General features: G+C 65.6%; 17 protein-coding genes. 11 read left to right on the plus strand and 6 right to left on the minus strand.

Features of this window, described 5'->3' with window-relative positions; all coding sequences use genetic code 11:
* Positions 1–232 precede the first annotated feature (232 nt).
* On the plus strand, positions 233–2,938 hold the full coding sequence (locus SH602x_RS20410; RefSeq protein WP_479474057.1) for an HYR domain-containing protein: 2,706 nt from the start codon (positions 233–235) through the stop codon (positions 2,936–2,938).
* 32 nt (positions 2,939–2,970) lie between these two features.
* Here the strand turns inward: SH602x_RS20410 and SH602x_RS20415 are convergent, their stop codons facing one another.
* Complete coding sequence (locus SH602x_RS20415) at positions 2,971–3,465, minus strand: hypothetical protein (protein WP_479474058.1); 495 nt, start codon at positions 3,463–3,465, stop codon at positions 2,971–2,973.
* A 289-nt stretch (positions 3,466–3,754) separates the two neighbouring features.
* On the opposite strand from SH602x_RS20415, the gene SH602x_RS20420 reads away from it, so the two are divergent.
* Entirely contained in the window at positions 3,755–4,147 is a 393-nt protein-coding gene (locus SH602x_RS20420; protein WP_479474059.1) for a hypothetical protein, read from the plus strand.
* Between the two features lie 233 nt (positions 4,148–4,380).
* The gene (locus SH602x_RS20425; RefSeq protein WP_479474060.1) at positions 4,381–5,376 is read left to right on the plus strand and encodes a CARDB domain-containing protein; all 996 of its coding nucleotides are present in this window, start codon (positions 4,381–4,383) and stop codon (positions 5,374–5,376) included.
* A gap of 105 nt (positions 5,377–5,481) precedes the next feature.
* On the opposite strand, the gene SH602x_RS20430 is transcribed toward SH602x_RS20425, so the two are convergent.
* Positions 5,482–6,906, minus strand: coding sequence for a tetratricopeptide repeat protein (locus SH602x_RS20430; protein ID WP_479474061.1), 1,425 nt, complete (start codon positions 6,904–6,906; stop codon positions 5,482–5,484).
* Positions 6,907–7,223: 317 nt separating this feature from the next.
* Here SH602x_RS20430 and SH602x_RS20435 point away from each other — a divergent pair, with 317 nt between their 5' ends.
* Entirely contained in the window at positions 7,224–9,455 is a 2,232-nt protein-coding gene (locus tag SH602x_RS20435; protein ID WP_479474062.1) for a hypothetical protein, read from the plus strand.
* Between the two features lie 114 nt (positions 9,456–9,569).
* On the opposite strand, the gene SH602x_RS20440 is transcribed toward SH602x_RS20435, so the two are convergent.
* The gene (locus SH602x_RS20440; protein WP_479474063.1) at positions 9,570–11,105 is read right to left on the minus strand and encodes a hypothetical protein; all 1,536 of its coding nucleotides are present in this window, start codon (positions 11,103–11,105) and stop codon (positions 9,570–9,572) included.
* A gap of 370 nt (positions 11,106–11,475) precedes the next feature.
* Between SH602x_RS20440 and SH602x_RS20445 the strand changes: the two genes are divergently transcribed.
* Genes SH602x_RS20445 through SH602x_RS20455 form a run of 3 tightly spaced genes read left to right on the plus strand, consistent with a single transcriptional unit; the run spans position 11,476 to position 14,078 of the window.
* Positions 11,476–12,120 carry an anthranilate synthase component II gene (locus tag SH602x_RS20445; protein ID WP_479474064.1) on the plus strand — a complete coding sequence of 215 codons (645 nt, stop codon included), beginning with the start codon at positions 11,476–11,478 and terminating at the stop codon, positions 12,118–12,120.
* Entirely contained in the window at positions 12,107–13,327 is a 1,221-nt protein-coding gene (locus tag SH602x_RS20450) for a molybdopterin molybdotransferase MoeA (protein ID WP_479474065.1), read from the plus strand. Before SH602x_RS20445 ends, SH602x_RS20450 begins: the two co-directional genes overlap by 14 nt.
* 43 nt (positions 13,328–13,370) lie before the next feature.
* Positions 13,371–14,078 (plus strand): DNA alkylation repair protein, encoded by a 708-nt coding sequence (locus SH602x_RS20455; protein WP_479474066.1) that lies wholly within the window; start codon positions 13,371–13,373, stop codon positions 14,076–14,078.
* Between the two features lie 347 nt (positions 14,079–14,425).
* Here the strand turns inward: SH602x_RS20455 and SH602x_RS20460 are convergent, their stop codons facing one another.
* Positions 14,426–14,989, minus strand: coding sequence for an IS5 family transposase (locus SH602x_RS20460; protein ID WP_479472975.1), 564 nt, complete (start codon positions 14,987–14,989; stop codon positions 14,426–14,428).
* Entirely contained in the window at positions 14,899–15,279 is a 381-nt protein-coding gene (locus tag SH602x_RS20465) for an IS5 family transposase (protein ID WP_479472974.1), read from the minus strand. Before SH602x_RS20465 ends, SH602x_RS20460 begins: the two co-directional genes overlap by 91 nt.
* 267 nt (positions 15,280–15,546) lie before the next feature.
* Between SH602x_RS20465 and SH602x_RS20470 the strand changes: the two genes are divergently transcribed.
* On the plus strand, positions 15,547–18,015 hold the full coding sequence (locus SH602x_RS20470) for a M1 family metallopeptidase (protein WP_479474067.1): 2,469 nt from the start codon (positions 15,547–15,549) through the stop codon (positions 18,013–18,015).
* On the plus strand, positions 18,012–18,512 hold the full coding sequence (locus SH602x_RS20475) for a DUF6702 family protein (protein ID WP_479474068.1): 501 nt from the start codon (positions 18,012–18,014) through the stop codon (positions 18,510–18,512). Before SH602x_RS20470 ends, SH602x_RS20475 begins: the two co-directional genes overlap by 4 nt.
* A 275-nt stretch (positions 18,513–18,787) precedes the next feature.
* Here the strand turns inward: SH602x_RS20475 and SH602x_RS20480 are convergent, their stop codons facing one another.
* Positions 18,788–20,830 carry an acetylxylan esterase gene (locus tag SH602x_RS20480; protein WP_479474069.1) on the minus strand — a complete coding sequence of 681 codons (2,043 nt, stop codon included), beginning with the start codon at positions 20,828–20,830 and terminating at the stop codon, positions 18,788–18,790.
* Between the two features lie 271 nt (positions 20,831–21,101).
* On the opposite strand from SH602x_RS20480, the gene SH602x_RS20485 reads away from it, so the two are divergent.
* Together SH602x_RS20485 and SH602x_RS20490 are read left to right on the plus strand one after the other, a co-directional pair.
* Positions 21,102–23,318: a penicillin acylase family protein gene (locus tag SH602x_RS20485; protein ID WP_479474070.1), complete on the plus strand. Its 2,217-nt coding sequence runs from the start codon at positions 21,102–21,104 to the stop codon at positions 23,316–23,318.
* A 180-nt stretch (positions 23,319–23,498) separates the two neighbouring features.
* The gene (locus SH602x_RS20490) at positions 23,499–24,581 is read left to right on the plus strand and encodes a PSP1 domain-containing protein (protein ID WP_479474071.1); all 1,083 of its coding nucleotides are present in this window, start codon (positions 23,499–23,501) and stop codon (positions 24,579–24,581) included.
* Positions 24,582–24,591: the final 10 nt, after the last annotated feature.

Here is a 24,591-nt window from a genome sequence, read left to right on the forward strand (position 1 = left end):
GAATCGCCGTCGCGGCGTCTCGCAGGCGACAGGAATTTGCGGCACGGATCGAAAGTCGCTGGCGTCTGCCGCAGTGCGCGGATTAATCTGTTTCCGTTCCGCGTCGCAAGGGCGTCGCGGAACGGCTCGAACAGATCTCGCTGACGGCAGTTTGCGGATGCAGCGGCTCGGATCGACGAACGGACGACTCGTACGCCTTGCTGCGCGAAGCGCAGCGGCGTTTCTGCTCTGCGTGCAACTCGCAAGCGCCGCGGGAGCGGAGCCTTCGTCGCTGGTCGAACTGCAATCCTTTTCGACCGTCGCGTCGCCGACAGTGGTCGGGCTCTCCGCGGACGGTTCGACGGCCTTCGGATCCTCGCGAGTCGATGGTCCGCCTGGCGTCAGCGTCGGCATCCGTCCGATTCGGTGGAACGCCTCCGGGGTCGGAACCGAGTTGGATGTTCGAGGCGACGACGCGGATCTGCCGAACGGAACTCCGCGTGCTGCGTCGACGGACGGAAGCGTCATCGTCGGGCTGTCGGATCGCTATGAATCAGGCGGCCATCTCGGTACGTCGCCGATGCGGTGGCTCGCCGAAGGAAGTTTCACGACGCTCGCGGAGTTCGAGCCGAATTCGCAGGGAAAGTTTCGCGCGGAGGCTCGTGACGTTTCCGCCGACGGATCGGTCCTCTGCGGCTTCGCATTCCGCTACGCGCTTTCTCCGCCTTACTCGCAAGTCGGACGCGACGCGATCCGCTGGAGCAGCGACGGCGGCGCGACGCAGCTTGCTCATCCCGGCGATCTGACAGGATCACGGGTCGCAGATGCCCTCACCGTTTCCGGCGAAGGTACGAAGATCGGCGGGTTCGCGCGGAAGTTCGTGGCGAACGTTTCGCATGGCGACCGTCCGGTCCTCTGGTCGGCGAACGGAGCGGTGACGGAGTTGCCCCTCGCCTCGGCGAGCATCGCGGCCAAGTCGGGAGAAGTCAGCGCGCTCTCGTTCGACGGTTCCCGGGCGTTCGGAACGCTCGATACGGACGACCGGGCGGATCAAGCCGCGAGCCCCGTGGCCGTCCTGTGGACTGCCGCCGGCGCTCCCATAGAAATCGGACCGCGTGCGGCGTTCAACGATTCGGCGCCCTATAGCGACGTGCTGGTCGGTTGCTCGGAAGATGGAACGCGTGCGATCGGCCATGCAAGCCTGGCGTCCCTCCGCCGCGGCTTCGTCTGGACCGCAGGGCAGGGGACCGTCGATCTCGGCACGCTCTACCCCGCGGGCCCCTGGTTCCACGGTTCCTCGACGCCCCGCGCCATCTCCGCCGACGGATCGACCGTCGTCGGAGTCTCTTCGCACGAAGGTAGCGAAGAAGCGTTCGTCTGGCGCAACGGTCAGATGCGGTCGCTGCTGGATCGGATTCAAGCCGCGGGCATCGATCTGGCCTCCGCGGGCTGGCAGTCGTTCGACGACGCGGTCGCCTGTTCCGCCGACGGCAGCATCATCGTGGGGATTGGAAAGAAGCTCGACAAACTCGTCGCGTTTCGGGTCAAGCTCAACGACGCTCCGACGGTCGCCCCGCCGACGCCGGTCGTCATCGAATGCACGGGCGGGCAAAACATCGTCGAACTCGCGGCGACGGCGAACGACGCGAACCCCGCCGATCGCCTGACGGTGACCTGGCGGGTCGACGGGACTGTTCTGAAAGAGACGTCGAACGTCGTGCCGGGGTCGACCGTGACGTTTCTGCACGACTATCCCGACGGACCGCACACCGTATCGGTCGAAGTCAGCGACAGCGTGCTGAAGACCTTGGCGAGCACGACCGTGACGGTCGTCGACACCACCGCTCCCAGCATCGTCGTGACGCCGGACGTCGTCGTTCCGACCGATCCCGGCAAAGACCATGCGACGGGCGTCGCGCTCGCGCCCCCCAGCGTCGCCGATCTCTGCGACGGAGATCCGCGTCTGACGAACGACGCGCCGCCCGTCTATCCGCTGGGTCCGACGATCGTCACCTGGAGGGCGGAAGACGACGACGGAAACGTCTCCCTCGCTACCCAGCGCGTGACGGTCCTCGATCAGGAGCAGCCGAAGATCGCGGGGTCGGGCAGCTTCACGGTTCGCTGCGATCGCGGACAGACGTTCGCCGCCGTGCTGCTTCCGCAGCCGCAGGCGACCGACAACGTTCCGCAGGGATTGAAGGTGACCTCGACGGCGCCGGCACGCTTCCCGATCGGGAGGTCGACCGCCACTTGGATCGCCACCGACGCGGCCGGCAATCAGGCGACGTGGTCGTCGCAGGTGACGGTCATCAATCGCCCGCCGGTCGCGAACGCCGGCAAGAACGTCACCATCACGACGAAGTCCGAACGGGGCGCCCGCGTGATGCTGAACGGCGGCAAGTCGTCCGACCCGGACGGTCACTCCCTGAAGTATCGCTGGTCGGCGCCGGGCGTTCGCTTCGCCGGACCGACGAAGGCGAAGACGGCGGCGACCTTTCCCGTCGGGTTAAAGGTCGTAAAACTGACGGTGACTGACGAAGCGGGCGCGAAGAAGGTCGACAGCGTTCGCGTCACGGTGAAGCTGAAGAACGCCAAGCGGCGTCCGCGCGGCGCAGCCTCGAACGCCGCGTTCGCTGACGCGGTCGGTCTCTCCGAGCGAGCTTCGTCGGAGGGAATTGGGCCCGACGCGAGCCGTGCCTCGGGTTATCTCCACGCGGCGGCGGCTTATCGTCTGGGGATCGAACTGGGCGAGCACGTCCAGTGGGACGAAGGCGAATCGCCCGATGCGGCCCTGCTTCGGTACGCGGAACGGCGCGAGCTTCAGCGCCGCCACGGCCAACTAGCCGCCCGGCGCTTTCTCGCTTCGTTCCTCGAGAGCGGCGACGAAGCGTCGCTCCTCGCCGGCCTGCACGCGCTCCGCGGCGTCGCTCACGCGTCGGACGATCTTCTCGAGCGCTGATCCTTCTGCGGCGCTGCGACACGATCCTCTCGCTACGGCTTCGTATCCAGCGGTACGCCGGCCGCTCGAAGTTGCGACGCGAAGCGCAGCACCCGGTGCCCCTGGATAATCACGACGATCGCCAGCGCGGCGAGGCACAGGTTGAACGAGATCACGTTGCCCAGGAGCCAGAGGTAGCTCAGGACGAGCCCCGCGACGACGGCTTCCTGTCGCTTCATCAGGGTTCCCACGCCGGCGAAGAGCCACAGCAGGCCGATCGCCAGAGCGAACAGCGTGAGGACCAGGGGAAAGCTGTCGAGCCGCGCCGGATCGATCTGGATCTGCCCCAGATGCATGGCGACGAGCGCCGCTCCCGCGACGCTGCCGAGCGTGCCGAACAGGATCCACAACACCCCCAGCGCCAGCGTCTGCTCGCGGAACTGTTTGAGGATCGGCAGGTACTCCCGATAGGGCGAGGCGGCGCTCTCGACCGATCCCGCGGCGGGCGGAGCGTAGGCTGCGAACGGGGAAGGGTTCTCCTGCGACACGACGACGCCTCCTAACGATCTAGGTAAGTAACGGTCGGAACGGCCCTGGAAGGAGAGTCTATTCGCCGGGCGTTCGTCGGGGGTCCGCGACGTCCCGGTCGCTCGAAGAATATCGGCGTCCGGGCGCGAAGCGGGTCCCGCGAAGCGGGCTCTTTAAGGATTTTGCGATCGGCCTCGTAACAACGTGCGGAAGTTCTCGCTGGGCGGGGTGTAAGAGAGACGCGAGACCGGCAGACTCGCGACCCTCTCTCAAAACACCCTCCTGCCGTCAGATTGAGGAGCTACCGCCATGTTGAAGAAGATGCTGTTCGCCCTGGTCCCGATGATGCTGATCGCCGTCACCGTTCGTGCGGAGGAGAACCTGCTCGCCGACATCTCGATCGGCGACGTCCAGGACGCCGCGATCGCGATCGAAGAGCCCGGTCTCGACGCGGACGTCGACGGCCTTCTCGCCAGCGCCGATTCGGCGAGCGGCGACGACGAAGCGGTCGAAGCCTGCTTCCGCAGCTTCGGATATCGCAGCTACGGGTACGGCGGCGGATACGGTTACGGCTACGGTCACGGTTACAACTGCTACCGCCCGTGCTACTCGCCCTGCTACTCCAGCTACTACGTCTGCCGCCCGGTGACGTACTACCACTACTGTGCTCCGGTCTACACGAATTACTGGGGCTGCTGGTGAGCCAGCGCCCGGCCTACTGACACGGAGGGCTGACGCCCTCCGCTCGCCGGGGACGAACGCTCTACGAAGACGACGACTGAAACTCTGGAACGCCCGCCGGTCGCAAGCCGGCGGGTTTTTTTACGCCGGGACCCGCCCTCCGACGGCGCGTCCTCGCTTCATCGCTTTACCCGTCCAACCGAACCGGAGATCGTTCCATGAAACCGCACGATACGAGAAGAGACAGATTCCTCGTGACGACGCTCGCGGCCTGCGCGGCATCGCTTTCGCTCGCTGGCGTCGCGATGGCCCAGGCGCCCGGCGCACCGCCTCAGGGAGCGCCAGCGCAGCAGATCGCGGCGCAGCAGGGCGTCGGCGAGGCTCCGCTTCAGACGACGCAGACCGTCACCGCTTCGTCCTCCATGCAGACGGTCGTCGAAGACGTCACGCCGGACGCGGGACTCGCGCTCGGCCAGATCGCGATCGGGCGAACCGCGGCGCCTCTCGCCGACGCCCGTCACGTGATCGACATGCTGATCGAACAGCGGATGTTCGGACACATGCCCGAGCCGCAGATGCCGGGCATCTTCGCCGGATTCGACGCGTTCGGGCGACCCCGCTTCGTGCAGCCGCAGATCGCGGACCTCGTCCCGGCAAGCATTCGCACCGTTCAGGAGGGGACGCCCGTCGCGGGGCCGATCTACGCCGTGACGGTCAGGAACTGCGGCGATCTACCGGCAGGCCGCTTCCGCGTATCGGTCGTCGCGGCGCTCGGTTCGGTCGAACCTTTCTCGCCTATGGCGGTCGTCGTCGTGCCGCAGCTCGCCGCGGGCGAGTCGGCGCGGGTCGACGTGCAGCTTCCGCTGTCGTCGATGGCGATGAGCGGAGCCGCCACGGTTCAGCCCTTCGACACGGTCATCGTCGCGATCGACGGCTTCGACGAGATGCCCGAGCGGAACGAGTTGAATAATCTGCTCGCCCTGCAACGATCGGCCATCGCGCCGCTGATCGCCGTGGTGACCGAGGAAATCGAATCGACGGAGACGACGATCGCCGAGGAAGCCCCCGTCGCGGCGCCCGGATCCCCTGCGCCGTCCGATTCGCCGGACGCGATTCCGCCGTCGATGAAGCCGACCGAAGCAGGACCGGGCGAGATCGAGACGCCGGCTCCTCCCGCCATCGACGACGGCGCCCTCGGAGAGCTCGACGCGCCCGCGGAGACCGACGAGATGCGTCAGCTCTTTCGCTGATCGCAGGAGATCGTTCCCTCTCGCCCCGCGACGCCGCGCTCCTCCCTCGAAGAGCGCGGCGTCGCACGTTCTGGTCAGGTCGATCAGGCGCCTGCCTCGTCAACTTCAGCGACCGAAGTTCCACTGCAGGCCGACGTCGAACACGTTGCGGTCGTACTGATTCGCCGCGATCGTCGACTGGTTCAGGTCGTAGGCGTATTCCGCCACGAACAGCACGTCGTCGCTCCAGAGGGGCTTGAGATAACGAACGCCGATCAGCAGTTCGTCGTCGCCGCGATAGGTTCCCGACGACGCATCGTAGTCGCGGCGATAGTACGTGACGTTCGTGCCGAGGAGGCCGCCTCGCGGCAGTTCGAACGAGACGCCGCCGACCAGTCGGTTTCCGCTGTACGTGAACTGCGACGAGTCGGCGATGTTCCGGTCGAAGAAGTACCCCGCCTCCCAGGTCATGCCGTCGACGAGCGACGACTGCCACCGTCGGGTCAGACCGATGGCGTAGTTATCGGAGTCCGCGTCGCCCGGCGTCGCGAAAAGGAAGCCAGGCAGAAACGTCGTGGCGGCATTGAGATAGTCGAAGTTGGCGTACCGCAGCGACAGCGTCGACGACGTCGTCTCCGAGTCCTGCACGGTCGCGGCCCAGCTCGCTCCGTACCGCTGCAGGAACGGGTCCTGGTCGGCGGAGACGTTGTCGTAATCGCCGCGAAGCGTCGTCGAGAAGGGCAGATCCCGCCAGGGCGTATGGCCCGTCTTCGTCGCGGCCAGATAACCCGCATGCTGCAGAATATCGAAGCGGGAGGACGACGGTTCGTAGTAGTGCGTGTAGATGCCGTCGTAGCCGCCGGTCAGGGTGAAATCCTCCAGCCGCATCAGGTCGTAGTTAATCTGCGCCGCGGCCAAATTCCCGAACGAGTTCGTGCGGTTCGTCGGTCCGCCGAAGACGTTCGCGGTGGGAACGACGCCCGGGAAATCGTCGTAGCGCTCCGTGATGCGAAGCGAGCCGTACAGCCGGCTGCGGCATTGGTCGCATTGACAGTCTTCGCATCCGATGCGGCTCGACTGGCGACCGATATCGATCGCCGAGTTGTCGATCGAGTTCCTCGACCGGGCGTATAGCTGCTGGATCTCCGCGTCGTTCGGCAGCGCCTGGGCGTAGGGATCGAGGAACGGCGCCGCCTCGTGCGGGCGGACGTTCAGCAGCAGGTTGCCGAGCGCGACGACCGCTTCGCGATGGTTCGGATCGATCGCCAGCAACCGGCGAAGAGCCGCTTCGCCCTGCGCGACGTCGCCCGCTCGAATCGCGACGACCGCGACGCGCTCGAGTTCGGCGGGATCTTCCGCTTGAGCGACCGACGGCGAGGACGGGTCGCGGGCCGGTCGGCGACCGGCGTCGTTATCCGCCTCGGTCGTCGGCGCGGGCGGGATCGGGGGAGCCAGTCGGACCTGCGCATTCGCGGTCTCAGGAACACTCGCGAGAGCGACCGCGATCGCCGAGACCAGCAGGCAAGACGGGGAGAGTAACGAGCGGTGCATAAAGCCGTTTCATCGCAAAGTGCGGAAGCGCCCCCCATCGTGACTATGCGCAAACTGCGCGGTCTGGGAGGATCTTTTCTGACCACGGGTTCATCGGTCCGTGAAAGAGGGTTGCGCCAGTCGCAACCACCGACTAGCAAAAGCCTTGGCGTGTACGTCCCCCCGCCAGTAGGAAGCGGCAAAGACTTTTTCATCTTTCCCAGCCTTCCTAAATTTCCGGCATGGTTGCTGCATTGAAGGCTGGGCATGAAGCCGGGATCTCCGGCGGGTCGCTGGAAAGGCGACTGGGTAAACGTTCCGCAAGTCGAGGAATCACTATGAGTCAATCGAAGTTCACGTTGCGTCTGGCAGCGGCTTCCGCGACGTTGATCGCGGCGCCGTACGCTATCGGACAAGAAGCCGTCCAAGCCGGGGCGGACGCTGCGGCGAACGCGGCCGGCCAGGTTCAGGCAGAAGCTGAAGCAGCGAGTCAACAAGCGCAGGCTGACGCTGCCGCCGCGGCTGACGTCGCCGCCGACGCCACGGTCTCGCCTCCGAACGCCGCGCCGGTCGTCGATCGGGCCGAGCGTCGCGTCGAACGTGCTGCTGAGCGCGCTTCCGATCGCGTCGAGAACGCCGCTGATGCGACTCAGGAAGTCGCGAACGCGACCCATCGCCGCGCCGAGGTTCTGCTGCGAGGCCCCGTACACGAAGCGTTCGCCCGTCCGAACGTCGGAGAGATCGTTCGCGGAGAGATCGCTCCGCAGCAGCCCCCCGCGACGGTGGAGGAAATCGCTCCTGCTGCCGAGGAAGGGATGCAGTGGATCGCGGGCTACTGGTCCTTCGACAAGTCGGTCTCCGACTTCGTCTGGGTGACCGGTACGCTCCGTCGCGCTCCGGCAGGAGCGGTCTGGGTCGCCAGCGAATGGCAGCAGACCGCCGATGGCTACGTTCGCACGCCGGGTTACTGGGAAGTCGCGGGCGAGGCCCAGGCCGCCGTCGATGCGCAGGCGAACGCTGCCGCCCAGACGGCCGCGACGATCGACGTTCCCGCCCGCAAGATCGAAACGCTGGAAGGCGTCATCGACGTGCCGGGCTACGTCGATCATCCCCTGTCGAAGCGCGGCGTTCTCTACGCTCCGATGCGGATCCTTGATGCGACCGAGCGTCGTGCCGAAGTCGTTCGCGATCGGGCTCAGAACGTCATCGAGAATCGCGCGAGCGCTGCCTCTTCCGCGATCGAGAACCGACAGGACGTGCTGAACGACCGCGTCGCGAACGTTCGTGACCGGGCGGATGCCGCAGTCGATTCGACCGTCGATCGGTCTGACGCCCGCCTGGATCGGGCGAGCGACCGGATCGAAAACGCTCGCGACCGGGTTCAGGATCGCGCCGAGAACGTCGCCGATTCGGCGAACCGCCGCGCGGATAACGTCCTCGACCGTGCCGCGAACGCTCAGGATCGTATCCAGGACCGCGCGGAGAACGTCGCCGACCGCGCTGAGATGCGTCTGGAGAACGCCGAAGATCGCGTTGCGAACGCTCGCGAAAACGTCGAAGGCGCCGCTCAGTCGACCGTCGACGCCACCTCCGATCGGGCTCAGGCATTGAAGGCTGACGGCCGCGAAGCGGTCGCCGACGTCCGGAACTCGGCCGATGCGACCGTTCGCGAAACTCGCGAAACCGTCGACAGCGCGAACGCCCAGGTCGAAGCCGCGGGCGAAGCTGCTGCCGAGGCGGAAGCGAACGTCACGGCTTCCTCGAACCAGATCGCTGCCGACGCTTCGTCTAGCGCCGTGACCATGGTCGACGGAGTTCTGACGATCCAGCCGACCGAACGCATCGCGACCGATAGCCTGATGCTGCACCTGTTCGCCGATCAGGCGACCGACGCTTTCTACTTCGGCGATTTCTACGGCGATGCGAGTCAGACGCTGAGCCTGGTGCACTGGTCGCAGACGCCGGCCTCGCCCGGGTCGTTGCTGGCCGAGCATGACGAACTTTACGGCAACCAGGACGGCAGCTTCATCGAGCGCCTGTCGGCGTGGGACAAGTACTTCGAAGCGAACGAACTCCAGCGTCCGGCCCACACGCTCGATGCGGCGAACGCTCGGCTTCAGAACGCCTCGGCGGCCAAGCTGCATCAGCTGAGCCACCTGTCCCATAGCGTCAGCGCAGAGGCGATGGGCGTGAGCGATCGGGTCTCGGGCGTCGCCGACCGGGCGATGAACGTCGACCCGGCGGTCAACGTCGACGCCAACCTCTCGGGCGACGTCTCGGCGGAAGTCTCTCCGAACGGCGCCAGCGCCGATACGCTGCAGAGCCTGAACGCCGACGTCCAGGCGGGTCGCGTCACCGGCTCGGTGCAGAGCGCCGCGGGTCTGAACGGCGCGGCTGCTCCGAACGTTCGCGTTCCGGTGAACAGCCCGCGCCTCCCGCGACCGAACGTTTCGGGTCCGAACGGGGCGCTTAACGGCGGCCTCAACGGAGCGGGCGGAATCGGCGGTCCCGGACTCGGCAACGTCGGCGGCGGCCTCGGCGGCGCGGTGGGCGGCGCGCTCGGCAAGTAACGCCGATCGGTTCTGATCCAGCGTCGAATCGGAAGAGGGGAGGGTCGCGCGGGCGGCTCTCCCCTTTCTCGTTGCGTTCGCGATGGAGCGCGTGATCGTTCGCCCCGTTCGCGGTCAGTGGGGTCGCGTCGGCATGCAGAACCGCTCCGGCCCCCGCCGCAGAAGTCCTTCCAGATCGAGCTTGCGGCGGTTCAGATCGTTGAAAGATCGCTCGACCTCCGGGTCGACGGGATCGGCGACCGAGGGACCGCCGTTCAGGAAGGCCGACAGAGCGGCCGGCCCGCCGAGACCCTCCCTGGCGACGTTCCGCCTGCGGGCCGATTCCGGAAAGCCGACATGCAGGAACGGCGTACCCGTTTCCAGTCGATGACAGCCCGAGCACGTGTTGAGGGCGAAGCGATGTCGCACCTCGCCGTCCACGCCGGGCGCCTGCCAGGGAATGTCCGCGAACCCGCTGTCGCCCAGCGGAAGGACGACCGGATCGCTGGCGTAGAAGGCGGTCAGGCCCTCGATATAGTCGTCGCCCACGAGACCGGCAGCCGCGTCCGCTTCGGCGATGGCCAGATTCGCGGCGAACGCTTCCGGACTCAGCCCAGGTCGCAGGTCGTAGAACGGTCCCGCGATCGAGGCGCCGGCCTGTAGCGGCGCCGGCAGGGTGAAGTCTCCGCTGAGGAGGGCCTGAGAGTTCGACTTGAGCAGGGCGCCCAATTCCTGAGTTTCGTTCAGCGAAAGAAAGTCCGGCGTCTCGGCGACCGCGACCGGCCGGGGCAGGCCGCTCTTCGGGTCGAGCCGGAACTCACGCAGTTCCCACGGACTTCCGAGCGCGATTTCGTTCGTCCGGATCTGGTTGATCGCGCTGCCGTTGGGGCGGTCGCCGCCGCGGCCCCGACCGGTGAAGCGCTGCGTCAGGCGGGCCAGTCGTCGGTCGTAATCGGGGGTTCCGGGCCGGTATTTACCGAGTTCGTGCCAGTCGTCGACCCACTGCATAAGCGCCGCCTGGTCCCTCGCCGGGAGCGAGTACTCGAGGATGATCGTCATCCCGCCCGGAGCGTCGCCCGCCAGAGGTTCGAGCGGTCGCCCCTGATCGTCGAGCACGCCGAAGACGAAGCGGCCTTCCCCCGCCTGAAAGACGTTTCCGTCGACGATCTGGCGGAGATCGATCCGGTTCACGATCGCCAGAAGCTTCACCGGCGCCTTCGCCAGGTCGAGCTTCGATCCGCCGCTTCGCTTTCTCCAGGGACCGAGCGCCCGTTCCCCGACGAGGGAACGGCGCGGCACGTCGTACCCGTTCACTCGGAGATCGAATCCGCTGGGGAAGAGGGACGCGGCGAATTCTGAAGGATCGGCGTCGCCGGCCATCTGCTCGATCAGATACTTGAACGACCAGACCGCGGCGTCGCCGTTACGAGGATCCGTATAGACGGGATGCTCGATGACCGCGAGGTCCGTGATCAACAGCTCGCGTTCGACGACCGGGGTCCGTCGACGGTCGTCGATCCGGGGATCGGGTTCTCGCGGCGCACGAACCGGGCGCGAAGTCGCAGGGGGCGTCGGCGACCGGGGCGGGACGGCGCTCGAACTATCCGGAAGCAGAACGATCCCCGGCAGAGCGAAGCAAACGAAGCGGCAGATCCAGGATGCATGACGCATCGCGACCTCCTGAAAGGGACGCCAGAGCGTCCGCGCGCAGAGCGACGCAGACGTGCGATTCCGGCGTCAGACGAGAGAAGAAGAAAAGCGTCCGACCGCCGCGGCGAAGCGGATCGATCGGGACGGGCGACAGAACTGCGTCTGGCCGCTACTACAACGCAGGAGAGGAGTCGCTTATTGCAGCCCTCGGACTCTTTTTCGAAGAGGAAGCTTCGACGAGCGGCTGTCGACGTGCGCTTCTCGAACGAACGAGATACACTGAACCGGTCGCGGAGCCGTCGCCGGGAACCTTCCCGCCAGTCGGACTGTCCAAGGCGACAAGCCGACGGTCCCCCACCTTCCGAAGCCGATCCGCCCTCAGCTCACCCCAATGATTCTGCTGATCGATAACTACGATTCGTTCACGTACAACCTGGTCCAGCGGATCGGCGAGATCGATCCGACGGTCGACCTGAAGGTGGTCCGGAACGATCAGATCACGACCGAGGAAATCGCGGCGCTGAATCCGTCGCACATCGTGATTTCGCCCGGTCCCTGCACCCCGACGGAAGCGGGCGTCTCGGTCGCGGTCGTGCAGACCTTCCAGGGGAAGATTCCGATCCTCGGCGTCTGCCTGGGACATCAGTCGATCGGCCAGGCGAACGGAGCGACGATCGTCAGAGCCAAGCGCCTGATGCACGGCAAGGTCGATCGCATCCACCACGACGGCAAAGGCCTCTTCGCCGGCCTGCCCAACCCGTTCATCGCGACGCGATACCACAGCCTGGTGATCCAGCCGTCGACGTTGCCCGACGATTTCGAGATCGGCGCCTGGACCTTCGACGACGACGGCGAGAAGGAGATCATGGGCGTCCGTCACAAGACGAACCGCGTCGAAGGCTTGCAGTTCCATCCGGAAAGCTTCCTGACCGAGTGCGGGACCGAACTGCTCAGGCGATTCCTCGACCTGCCCGAGGCGAGCGATTCCAGGGCGTCCGATTCCCCGGCAAGCGACGCGGCCCATGCTCTCCGTTGAAGAGGCTCTGGCCGCGGTTCTCGAACGGGCGCTTCCTCTTCCGCCCGCGCGCGTGCCGCTGGCGAAGTCGGTCGGCAGGCGACTGGCCGAGGACGTGAGGGCGCCCGAGCCGATCCCGCCGTTCGACAAGTCGCTGATGGACGGGTTCGCGTTGTCGCGTGCGGCGCTCGACGCCATCGCCGCGGCAGGCACGTTGCAGTTGCCCGTGACCGAACGGATCGTCGCCGGCGAGGTTCCCCGGTTCCCGGCAGGCGAACGATCGACCAGCCGCGTCATGACCGGCGCGCCGATCCCTGGCGGAACGAACGCCGTCGTGCCGGTCGAGGACGTTCAATTCGGGGAAGGGGACGAAGGCCCGTGGGCCGAGTTCGCCGCCGCGACCGCTCGCCCCGGTAAGCACGTCCTGCGACAGGGCGAGGTGATCGGGGCAGGGGAGGTCGTGCTGTCCGCGGGAGAGACGATCCGCGCGACGCACGTCGGCCTGCTCGCGGAACTGGGCTACGTTCAGCCCCTCGTGCATCGCGCTCCCCGGGTCGCCATCCTCTCGACCGGCGACGAACTGGTCGAACCGAACCAGATGCCCGGACCGGGACAGATCCGGAACTCCAACGGTTCGCTGCTGAAAGCTCTCGTCGAAAGCGCTGGCGCCGAAACCATCGACCTCGGCATCGCCCGCGATACTGAAGGCGAACTGAGAGAGAAGATCGCGAGAGGACTCGAAGCGGACTTGCTGATGCTCTCGGGCGGCGTCTCGGCAGGCGTTCTCGATCTCGTGCCGAAGACGCTGGCGTCGCTCGGCGTGCAGGAGGTCTTTCACAAGCTGAAGCTCAAGCCGGGCAAGCCCCTCTGGTTCGGCACGCGGGAGCGAACGCTCGTCTTCGGCTTCCCCGGCAACCCCGTCAGCACGCTGATCGGGTTCGTCCTGTTCGGCGCTCCGGCGCTGCGATCGTTGTCGGACGACCCGTCACCGGCGCCGCAGCCGTTCGAGGCGACGCTGACGAAGGCCCACCTGCAGCGCGGCGATCGACCGACTTATTGGCCGGGACGCCTGGTCGCGACTGACGGAGAAGGCTCCTCGGTCGAACCGCTTCCCTGGAAGGGCTCCGCGGATCAGACCGCCTACGCTCTCGCCGACTGCCTGATCGTCTTCCCGGCCGGCGATCGCGAATGGAACGAGGGAGAGATCCTTCCCTGCGTTAGACTCTGACTGAGGTTGACGGATTCGTCTGCGGCGCTGCGAGATCCCCTAAATGGAAGCCTCTGACGTTCTCTCGCGGCTCGAAGCGTTCGGCTCCGCGTCGTACCGCCGCATTCTTGCGAACCATGGCGCGAAGGAGCCGCTGTTCGGAGTGAAGATCTCCGAACTGAAGAAACTTCAGAAGGAGATCAAGCGGGACTACCAGCTCGCCCTCGATCTGTTCGAGTCGGGCAACTACGACGCTCAGTACCTCGCCGGGCTGATCGCAGACGACGCGAAGATGACGAAGCGCGATCTGAAGCACTGGCTCGCGAAAAGCAACTGCCTGGCGATCAGCGGCACGAGCGTCGCTTGGGTCGCAGCCGAGAGCCGCTACGGCGCCGAACTCGCGCGGGAGTGGATCGAATCCTCCGACGAAGCGACGGCTCATGCCGGCTGGACCGCGCTCGCGGCGCTCGTGTCGATCAAGCAGGACGCGGACCTCGATCTGCCCGACCTGAAGCGCCTGTTGAAACGAGTCGAGCGAACGATCCACGACCAGCCGAACATGGTCCGCTACGCCATGAACGGCTTCGTCATTTCGCTCGGGAGTTACGTCGCTTCGCTGACCGACGACGCGATTTCCGCCGGCGAGAAGATCGGTCGCGTCGAAGTGGACATGGGCCCGACCGCCTGCGAGGTTCCCCTGGCGGCAGACTACATCCGCAAGGTCCGGTCCCGCGGCACGATCGGCAAGAAACGGAAGTCGGCGAAGTGCTGACCGAGCCGTAGGCCAACTGAAGTTTAGCGCAACTTCCTCGCGAAGTTTTTGCGAACGACTCGGCCGATGTAAGAGTTGAGGCCCACCCCAGCGGTTGCAAGGCGTTGTAACTCTCGCACATCTGAGAGCCCGGGTCGGAACTCGTTGTAGAGGTAGGCTGACCCGTCGTTGAACTCTACGACAATCGACGTTCCTGAGATTTCAAAGGCAGTGACTCCCGAGTCACCACCCAAGTTCGCATAAAGTTCCATCAAATAACTCCGGCAACCGGTTATTCCCAATCCCCATCAGATTCGATGGAAAGAAGGGTTCATTGGGGATTTTACTAGGCTCTGTTTTGAAACGCCTCAATTCGTGCGAGGGATGGCGAGTCGCAGCAGTCTTCTGAGGAAGGCGAGTTTGATCATGCCGCCGAAGTTGACGGCCGTCTTGTCGAATCGCGAGAAGACCCGGCGGAACTCCTTCAGCCAGCCGATCAGCCGCTCGACGACGTTGCGGCGACGATAGGCTTCGCGGTCGAACTCGACCGGCCGCGCGTCGAGATCCTCGTTCTTCTTCGACGGCACGACCGGACGGATGCCCGTTTCGAGCAGACAGGCGTCGATCCAGTCGGCGCGGTAGCCCTTGTCGCCGGCGATCGCGACAGGCCAGGCGACCGGCGTCCCTTCGTCGTCGACCAGCCGCTCGTCGGCGCCGGCCAGCAAGTCCTCGAACGCCGTCGTCTCGTGAGCCTGTCCTGCCGTCAGGTGGAAGTGCAGCGGCAACCCGCGACCGTCGCAGAGAACGTGAATCTTCGTGGAGAACCCGCCGCGAGAGCGGCCTAACGCGTGGTCGCGAGGCTCGCGCGCGTCCGTTTTTTTCCGCCGCCCGCGGCGCAGCGATGAGCACGCACGATCGTCCCGTCGACGCACCAGAGGTCGAGCGCCAGGTTCCCGACGTCGACGTGAGCGGCCTGCAGACGTCGCACGATCTCGTCGAGCGTGCCGTCGGAGTTCCATTGGTTGAACAGTCCGTAGACCGTCTCCCACGGCCCGAAGTCCGATTCCGGCAGATCGCGCCAGCGACAGCCCGCCCGAGCGATCCACAGCATGCCGTCGAGCGCCTGCCGCCAGTTCGATCGCGGACGGCCCGTCTTCGCCGGCGGCGGAAAGACGTCCGCGAGCAGCTCCCATTCGTCGTCCGTCAAACGCTCGTCGACCATCGCCGCGCCCTCCTGGCCAGTCCACGTCCGTCGAAAGAACTATCTTGCGACGAGCGATCGGGATCAGGAAAGTGCAGTTCTCAAACAGAGCCTAAGTTCATGGCAGGAATTTCTCGGAGTCGGCTTTAGCAAGCCCCTCGGTACGCAAGCTAAACTGGAAGGGCTCTCCCCGAACCAGTCGCCGTATCGAACGCTCTCCCCGTTCGGCGCTCTCGGCTCGCCCGCGTTCCTGCCCGCTTCGTTTCGCATCCCGGGGAACCGCTGCGCATGTTCGTTTCGACTTCTCGCGTTCGCCCGATCGCGATCGCTGTTCTGTCGCTCGCGCTCGTCGCGACGTCGTCGTCCGCGCTGGCTGTCGATTACGCCACGGCGACCGACAAGTTCGCTCAGCTCGAGTCCGAACTTCCTTCGCCCAACGAGTACCGCACGGCCTCGGGCGCGCCCGGGCATGCCTATTGGCAGCAGCAGGCGAACTACGAGATCGACGTCGCCCTCGACGAGCTCAAGCGACGCCTGACAGGCCGGGAGACGATCACCTACTTCAATCGCTCGCCCGATACGCTCGGCTACCTCTGGATGCAGCTCGAGCAGAACATCTTCGAGCCGAATGCCGACGCGAACCTCACCGAGACCCGCTCGGAACTTAGTCGCCTGTCGTTCGACTCGTTCAAGTCGCTGCTGGCGAAGTCGGAATTCCCCGGCGGGTACAAGATCGGCTACGTCCGCGACGCCGACGGCAAGGATCTGCCCTTCTTCGTCAACAAGACGATGATGCGGATCGAGTTGCCCAAGCCCCTCGCACCGGGCGAATCGTTCGTCTTCAGCGTCGCGTGGGAGTACGCGATCAACGATGCGACCGTCCTGTGGGCGAGGACGGGTTACGAGCCGTTCGAGAAGGACGGCAACGACATCTACGAGATGGCCCACTGGTTCCCGCGAATGGCGGCCTATACCGACTACGCGGGGTGGCAGCACAAGCAGTTCCTCGGTCGCGGCGAGTTCACGCTCGAATTCGGCGACTACGTCGTGCGAATCACCGCGCCGAAGGATCACGTCGTCGCCGCGACGGGGACGCTGCTGAACGACGTCGACGTTCTCTCGGAGGAACAGCGAAAGCGTCTCGCCGAGGCGAAGACCGCGAAGAAGCCGGTCTTCGTCGTCACGCCGGACGAAGCGAAGGAGGCCGAGAAGACCAAGGCGACGGAAACGAAGACCTGGGTCTTCAAGGCGGACAACGTTCGCGACTTCGCCTGGGCCAGTTCGCGAAAGTTCATCTGGGACGCCGTCGGTCATAAGAGTCCGACGGGCCACGAGACGCTCTGCATGTCGTACTACCCCAAGGAGGCCGAGCCTCTCTGGAGCAAGTACTCGACCGCCTCGATCGCGCATACGATCGACGTCTATTCGAAGTTCACGTTCGACTATCCCTACCCAGTCGCGATCAGCGTCAACGGGCCGATCTACGGGATGGAATACCCGATGATCTGCTTCAACGGTCCGCGTCCCGAGGAGGACGGCACCTACAGCGACCGCACGAAGTACGGCCTGATCAGCGTCGTGATCCACGAGGTCGGGCACAACTGGTTCCCGATGATCGTCAACAGCGACGAGCGCCAGTGGTCCTGGATGGACGAGGGGCTCAACACGTTCCTGCAGTACCTCGCCGAGCAGGAATGGGAAGAGAAGTACCCCGGCGATCGAGGCGAGCCCAGGAAGATCGTGGGATACATGACCAGCTCCTCGCAGGAGCCGATCATGACCAACAGCGAATCGATCACGCAGTTCGGCGCGAACGCCTACGCCAAGCCGGCGACGGCGCTGAACGTCCTTCGCGAAACGGTGCTCGGCCGGGAGAACTTCGACCGGGCGTTCAAGGAATACTCGAACCGCTGGAAGTTCAAGCGACCGACGCCCGCGGACTTCTTCCGCACGATGGAGGACGCCTCGGGCACGGACCTCGACTGGTTCTTCCGCGGCTGGTTCTTCACGACCGAGCGATCCGATCTGGGTATCGTCGGCGTCGAACTGTTCCAGGTCGAGACGGGCGATCCGAAGACGAAGAAGGCCGAGGCGAAAGCGAAGGAAGAGGCGGTTCGCCCGTCGCTTTCCGAGCAGCGGAACGCGGAGTTGCCGAAGCTGGTCGACGCGCAGCCAGATCTGAAGGACTTTTACAACACGTTCGATCCGCACAAGGTTCTGCCGTCGGAGATGCGGCGGTACGAGGAGTACCTGAAAGGTCTGACGGAGGAAGAGCGGAAGCTCCTGTCGAACAAGTTCAACTTCTACGTGATCAAGCTGAAGAATGACGGCGGACTGCCGATGCCGGTCACGCTGGAACTCACTTACGAAGACGGCAAGACGGAGGAGTTGCAGATCCCGGCGGAGATCTGGCGACGCGACGCGAAACGCGTCGACAAGATGATCGTCGCGACGAAAAAGCTGACGCGGGTCGAGGTCGATCCCTACGGCGAAATCGCCGATACGGACGCCTCGGACAACGTCTATCCGCCCGAGATTCCGAAGAGCCGCTTCGAGCTGTTCAAGGAAGGGAAGGGCAAGAACGAAATGCAGAAGGCCGCCGACGAAGTAAAGGCGGAGGCGGAGTTCAAGAAGAAGGTCGAGGAAGAGAAAGCCAAGAAAGCCGCGGAAAAGGCCGAGGCGAAGGAAAAGGCGGCCGAGAAGTCGCCCCGGGACGAGAAGGAAGAGACGAGCGATCCGCCGGGGGACGAAAAGTGAGCGAAGTCGCTCGTCTGATCGCGTTCGCGGGACTCGTCAGCCTCGGCTTCTTCGCCGATTCTGCGTTCGCGCATCCGTTTCATTCCAGTCGCACGGAAGTGGAATGGAACGCGGAAGCGAAGACGATTCAGGCGGCGATCCGCGTCTGGCCGGCGGACCTGGAGGCCGAACTGTCGCAGGCGGCGGGCCGACCGTTCGATCTCGCTCGCAGCCCGGGCGTCGACGAAGCGCTGCTCGCACTGGTCGAGAAAGAGACGCTGCTCCGCGACGGCGAGACGACGCTCGACGGATGGAAGTGGGTCGGCAAAGAGATCGGCGACCGGGAGGCGTGGCTCTACGTCGAGTTGCCTCTCGCCGAAGAGCCGCAGAATCTCTCCGTCAGTCAGCGTCTGTTCCTGTTTCGCAACGACGACCAGGACAACGTCGTCGCGTTTCTCGACAGCGGCGCCGCGACGGAACGATCGTGCCGTCGCGATACGCCGTGGGCGACGAAGTAGCGGGACTGCGCGAAACAGTGGTCTCGAGCGCCACGGCTGGCTTGCCCAGCCGTGCGGGAAGCATCGACTGAGTCGCCGCGTTGTGCCATGCCCACATCTCCGAAGGGAGTGCGGGCATGCAGGCGAGGGCCGTCCGCCACGTCCATCGAATCGTGCTGCGTCCTACGCGATAGCCGCGTCAACTCCGCATGCCCACCCTGCTGACGCGAGGCGGGCATGGCATACCGGACGACGCGGCGAGCAGCGTCGCCCGTGCGTGCTTTCGCGAGCCTCGTTCACTCGCGGTAACTCACCCTCCCTTCGCCGAGGAGCGACGCGAGGCCTTCGAGGTCGCCGTAGCGAACCGCGAAGGGAAGGAAGTTCACGTCGCGGATCTCGGTGATAGTCGCGAAGCGTTCTTCCTTCGAGGGAAGCGAGACGCTGGCGAGCTTGTCGCGAACGAGGTACGCCGCAGGCAGCGCCCAGCAGGAGGCGCCTTCGCCGGCATGCAGTTCGATGCGGGCGTCGGATCCTGACTGAGCGGAGGCGAGCAGCGCGAGGCACGCGACGTCGTGTGCCCGTTCGACGACGAGCGGATAGTTGTAGCCGAGCGTGTAACCCGCGAACTCACGCGGATTGGCCACGACCGGCGCCTGCTCGATGCCCTGATGCAGGACATCGATCGCATAGATCGTGCAACCTTCTTCCAGCGCCCTGGCGACGGCGGGATCGAAGGCGCCCTCTGCCGTCCGCAGCGACGCGATGCCGCGGGGGTCGGTCCAGATCAACGCTCTGGACGTGTCCAGACCCGTCGGGTTCAACTTCGGAAGGAGTACCTGAACGGGCAGACGCTCGCCCAGCGACTTCTTCACCAGCGCGCCGGAGAGGACGCCGATTCCCTTCTCCACCGTCGGCTGGCCTGCCTCCATTTCGATGTCATCCGCCTCGGGCAGCTTCTTCCCGAGCAGCACGTTCCACCCCTGCTGACGAATCTCCGGGGTCAGCTCCTGGGCCAGACGATCCTCTTCGAGGGCCTTCAATAGGGCAACTTCGGATTCCGCTCCCGAGCCCGGCTTTCCAACTTCCTGCGTCCAGACCGTCGCATCCCACTTCGAAAGCGGAACGTAGTCGTCTTCGATGACGGGCGAGAGGGCGCCGAGCGCGAAGTGCTCGTTGAAGAAGTCCTCCATGAACATCCGCGAGAGGTTGTTGTAGTTGTGCGGAAAGGGGAAGTACTTGCCGCGGACGTTCTTCGGCGCGCCGTACAGGTCGTAGAGCTGTCGCAGTTCAGGCAGGCCCTTGGTCTCGATCTCCTTCGTCCAGTCGTCGGCGCCCGACATGCCGAGGGGCCGGGGCGCGGTCAGGGCGGCGAACTCGATGTTGCCCGTGTCGATGCGGAGGTAGCTCGCGTTCTCGCAGGTGCAGCCTCCCTGCATGGCGGTCGAGACCATCACCGCGGGGAAGGCCGCGTCGACTCGCGGATCGAGGGCGGCAAGGATCATCGTCTGCGTGCCGCCGCCGCTGGCGCCTGTGACGCCGATGCGATCGGGGTCGACGGTCGGAAGCGACAGCACGAAGTCGACCGCGCGGAGCGAATTGAACGTCTGCAGTCCCATCGGCGACCAGCCCCGCATTTCCGCCTGGGCGCTGAAGAAGCCGAAGTTCTCGGGGCCGGAAAGCTCGGGCCGCTGCGTCTTGAAGCCATGCACCAGATCCTGCGACAGCGGCGCGTCGTTATCGGCGTAGCCCAGCATGTCGTACAGGAACACAACGCAGCCCATCCGGGCGAGTTGCACGCAGCGCGCCTGCAGCGGATAGCGTCCCCCCTCCTCGAACCGTTCGGCGCCTGCCGCGATCTCGCGACGGACGCCTGCTTCGCCCGCGTCGTAGAAGCGTCCGTTCGACCAGTGACCGTGGGGGCACAGGATGGCGGGACGCTTGCCCGCGGCGTTCTTTCCGGCGACCGTTTCGTCGGGCAGGTAAAGACTGCCCGTCAGGTAGAGCCCGGGAAAGGTCTCCAACACGACGGCCTGGACCTGGTAGCCGTCGCGGTCGACGGTCTTCGTGATCTTCGGATCGAGCGGATGACGCGTCGGCTCGGGAAGCAGGCCGAGCGCCACCTTCATCTGCGTGCGCAGTTCCTCCGCCCTCGCTTCCCAGGCCTCCTTCGTCGGCGGCACGGTCATCGGGAAGTAACCGTCGAGATCCTTCAGCGGGGCGAGCCGGGCATCCTGCGGATCGGGAGCTCGCTCCTGGGCGGAGACCCAGGGAGCCGCAAGAGCAAGCAGCGCCAGCAGGGCGAAAGGAGAGGCGGCAAGTCGAAGCGCACGACGCGACATGGCGGGATCCTCGAGCGGAGGGAGCGACGCAGGCGGGGAGAAGAGAGCGTCGCGAGAGGGCCGGCGAGCGGTGCATCCGGCGACCGCGACTGTCGAAGTAGAAGAGATCGACCCCAGCCTCGTCAACAGTCCGGGCCCGCCCGGCTTTTGCGGCGGGGGAGGTCGATCATCCCCTTCTGTTTCACTTCGCGCGAATAGAATGACTGCTCGTGCGGCAGGATTCGCCGCCCGATCGACTCGGTTCGCCCTATCAGGATTTGCGAAGAGCCTCATGCAGTCGATCCGCGTCAAGGATGGCCCCGACGCTCTTCTGATCGAGCGCGACGAGAACGGCGTTCCCCGCATCTGGGCTCCCGACTGGGAGACCGGCTGGTGGGGACTGGGCTACATGCACGCGATCGATCGCGGCACGCAGATGTTCTTTTCGCGCAGCGTCGCCGCGGGGCGAGGCGCCGAGGAGATCGGCGCGAGCGACGAACTGCTCGAAACCGATCGCTTCTTCCGGCGGTGGAATCTCGCCGAAGGGATCGCGGAGGAGTGCGAGAAACTTCCCGCGTCGCTCGCCCGGCAACTGAACGCGTACTGCGACGGCGTCAATAAAGGTCTCGCGGCGAACGGCCGCACCTGGCCGGTCTGGGCGACTGGGTATCGACCTTCGCCGTGGGATCAGGCCGCGGCGCTGCTCGTCGGTCAGCTTCTCAGCTTCGGCGGGCTGGCCGTCTCGCAAATGGAGAGCGAACGGCTGCTGCTGGAACTCATTCAGGAGGATCGCGTCGATGACGAACGCCTGCGCGAGTTCTTCGCGCCGATGCTGGACGGGGTCGACCTGGCGCCGCTCCGCACGATCCGGATGGCGAGGAAGCTGTCCGACGAGGCGCTCGACCTGATCACGGATCTGCCGCGCCTCGCGGGAAGCAACGCCTGGGCGGTCGGTCCGCAGAAGAGCACGACGGGCTTTCCGATCCTCGCGTCCGATCCGCACCTGGAGATGAACCGACTTCCCGCGATCTGGTACGAGGCGTCGATGCAGTGCGGCGACGACTGGGTCGCCGGCGCCACGCTGCCCGGGTGCCCGCTCTTCTCGGTCGCGAGAACTCGGCGGCTCGCCTGGGGCGTCACCTACCTGAAGGGCGATACGGTCGACTTTTTCATGGAAGACTGTCGACCGGGCGGAGAGACCGGCTGGCAGTACCGCCGCGAAGAAGCGTGGCACGACTTTCGTCGGCGCGAAGAGCGGATCGAAATCAAGCACGGCAAGCCGAAGGATCTGATCGTCTACGAGAACGACCAGGGGATCCTGGAAACCGATCCGGACGAACCGGGCGTCTATCTCTCGATGGCCTGGACCGGCAAGGCGCCGGGGTTCTGGCAGGCGATCGGGACCTGGATGGAGCTTCCCAGAGCGACGACCGTCGATGCCGCGCGGGCGGTCGTGCGCGAGTGCCCGCAGCCTTCGCTCACCTTCGTGTTCGCCGATCGCGAAGGGTCCATCGGCGCGCAGTCTTGCGGTCGCTTTCCGATTCGAGCGCTAGGCGACACGGGCATGCTTCCCACGCCCGCGTGGGATCCTGCTCGTCACTGGAAAGGGATCGATCCCGCTTCGATGAACCCCGGCGTCACCGACCCCGAGTGCGGATTCGTCGCCTCGGCGAACGAAGCGGTCGACGATCCAGCGGGCCGGCTGCTCTGCACGCAGATCCTGCCGGAATATCGCAAGCGGCGGCTCGATCAGATCCTGTCTCGCGAGGCGACCTTCGATCTCGACGCGATGCAGGACCTGCAATACGACGTGGTCAGCGTCCAGGCAGAGGATCTGTTGCCCGTCTTGCTGGAGGCTCTCCCCGCAAGCGAGTTCAAGACCCGACTCGAAGCCTGGGATCGCCGGTACGCACCCGAGAGCCGGGAGGCGGCGCTGTTTCAGAACTTCTATCGTCACGTCGCGGTCGAGATCTTCGGCGACGACGAATCGGGACTCGGTCGGCGCCGGATGACGGCGCTGGCGTCGCGCATCGCGTTCTCGCAGATGGTCGCGACGGCCGTCGATCGGACGCTGCTCAAGCACGAGTCGTCCTGGTGGCGCGACCGGGACAAGGGAGAGTTGATCCGCGCGGCAGCCGAGCGGGCGGCGGCGGAGCCTGACCGGACGTGGGGCGAGATCAACTATTTTCAGTTCATCGACCGTTACTTCGGCGGTTTTTCGGTCGCCCAACTGCTGGGCACACGCAGTCCCCGGTACGGCATGCCGGGCTGTTTCGCGACCGTTTTCCAGGGACACGTGCTGCGCAATACGCATCGGGAATCGACCTTTGCGCCGTCGTACCACTTCGTCGCCGATCTCGGAACGAACGAAGCCCGGACCAATCTCCCGGGCGGTCCGTCGGAGAATCTGTTCTCCCGGCTCTACAAGAACGACGCCGAACGCTGGCTGACCGGAGAGTACAAGCGGCTGGCGCCCTTCGACGATCCTTGCCCCCTGATCTGGGAGTGACGCACGATGTCGGCAGGCGGCATCGCCAAGGAACGTCTCGGAGGGAAGCTCCGGGCGAACGCTACCTGTCGGACTCGTGCCGCGGCGGTTCGCTCGATACACTGAATCTCTTCGCTCCTTTTCGAACGACGCTCGTCCGTTCCTGGCGTCGTTCCGCCCGATCCGCGTTCGCCGAACTGCATGGCCCGCTACGTCGTCCGATTCGGCTCGATGCGTCAGATCGGCCTCTTCTCCGCGAAGGGGGCCGCCCGGGTCGCGCGCGGCAGCGAAGTCGTCGCCCAGACGCCGCGGGGCGTCGAACTGGGCCTGGTGCTGTGCGAAGCGGACGACCGCACCGCCGATAACCTGCGGAACCCCCATCGGGGGCATATCCTCCGCGAGGCGACGGTCGAGGATCGTCTGGAGTGGGATCGGCTGCGACTGGAAGAATCGGCCCGCTACGATCGCGTGCGGGAGATCCTTTCCGAGTCGAACCTGCCGATGAAGCTGGTCGACATCGAACAGATCCTCGGAGGGGAGATCCTGGTGATCTACTACCTCTCCGACGATCGGGTCGATTTCCGCAATCTGGTCAAAGCGCTGGCGGGGGAGTTTCGCACGCGGATCGAGATGCGGCAGATCGGCGTCCGGGACGAGGCGAAGCTGCTCGGGACGTACGGCGACTGCGGCAAACCGCTCTGCTGCAACACGCATCTACACGAGATGCCCCCCGTCTCGATGAAGATGGCGAAGCTGCAGAAGGCGACGCTCGATCCGACGAAAATCTCGGGTCGCTGCGGTCGACTGAAGTGCTGCCTGCGCTACGAATACGACACCTACGTCGAACTGAAGAAGTCGCTCCCGCCGATCGGCTCCGAAGTGTCGACCGAGCAGGTCGGCGTGGCGCGCGTCATCGGACACGAAATCGTCGCCGAACAGGCGCTGATCGAAACGACCGACCGGCGGCGGATGCTGCTCCACGTGAGCGAGATTCTCTCAGTCTCGCGTCCGCGGAAGAACGCCGAGCCGCCCGCTGACGACGACGCAGCGAGCGATCGACCGCAGTCCGACCGGACGAGCGGCGAACGCCCCCGCGCGGGACGCCCGAACGACGCTCACGGCCCTAAAGATCGTCCGCCGCGTCCGCCGCGAAAGGGCTCGCCGAACGTCGCTCCGTCTGTACCTGCCGCCGACGCCGCGACGGATCAACCTCCGGACGTGCCGCCTGATTCTCCTTCTGGCATACCGCACGATCGCGCTGCGGACGCTCCGAACGAAGACTGAATCCGCTCGG

This window comes from Lignipirellula cremea (genome assembly GCF_056501455.1).

Bases quoted from the DNA above. Each gene is read 5' to 3' on its own strand.
- SH602x_RS20420 (WP_479474059.1), top strand. From the start codon at position 3,755: ATGTTGAAGAAGATGCTGTTCGCCCTGGTCCCGATGATGCTGATCGCC.
- SH602x_RS20485 (WP_479474070.1), top strand. From the start codon at position 21,102: ATGCAGTCGATCCGCGTCAAGGATGGCCCCGACGCTCTTCTGATCGAG.
- SH602x_RS20465 (WP_479472974.1), bottom strand. From the start codon at position 15,279: ATGGTCGACGAGCGTTTGACGGACGACGAATGGGAGCTGCTCGCGGAC.
- SH602x_RS20480 (WP_479474069.1), bottom strand. From the start codon at position 20,830: ATGTCGCGTCGTGCGCTTCGACTTGCCGCCTCTCCTTTCGCCCTGCTG.
- SH602x_RS20430 (WP_479474061.1), bottom strand. From the start codon at position 6,906: ATGCACCGCTCGTTACTCTCCCCGTCTTGCCTGCTGGTCTCGGCGATC.
- SH602x_RS20455 (WP_479474066.1), top strand. From the start codon at position 13,371: ATGGAAGCCTCTGACGTTCTCTCGCGGCTCGAAGCGTTCGGCTCCGCG.
- SH602x_RS20490 (WP_479474071.1), top strand. From the start codon at position 23,499: ATGGCCCGCTACGTCGTCCGATTCGGCTCGATGCGTCAGATCGGCCTC.
- SH602x_RS20445 (WP_479474064.1), top strand. From the start codon at position 11,476: ATGATTCTGCTGATCGATAACTACGATTCGTTCACGTACAACCTGGTC.
- SH602x_RS20450 (WP_479474065.1), top strand. From the start codon at position 12,107: ATGCTCTCCGTTGAAGAGGCTCTGGCCGCGGTTCTCGAACGGGCGCTT.
- SH602x_RS20435 (WP_479474062.1), top strand. From the start codon at position 7,224: ATGAGTCAATCGAAGTTCACGTTGCGTCTGGCAGCGGCTTCCGCGACG.
- SH602x_RS20470 (WP_479474067.1), top strand. From the start codon at position 15,547: ATGTTCGTTTCGACTTCTCGCGTTCGCCCGATCGCGATCGCTGTTCTG.
- SH602x_RS20440 (WP_479474063.1), bottom strand. From the start codon at position 11,105: ATGCGTCATGCATCCTGGATCTGCCGCTTCGTTTGCTTCGCTCTGCCG.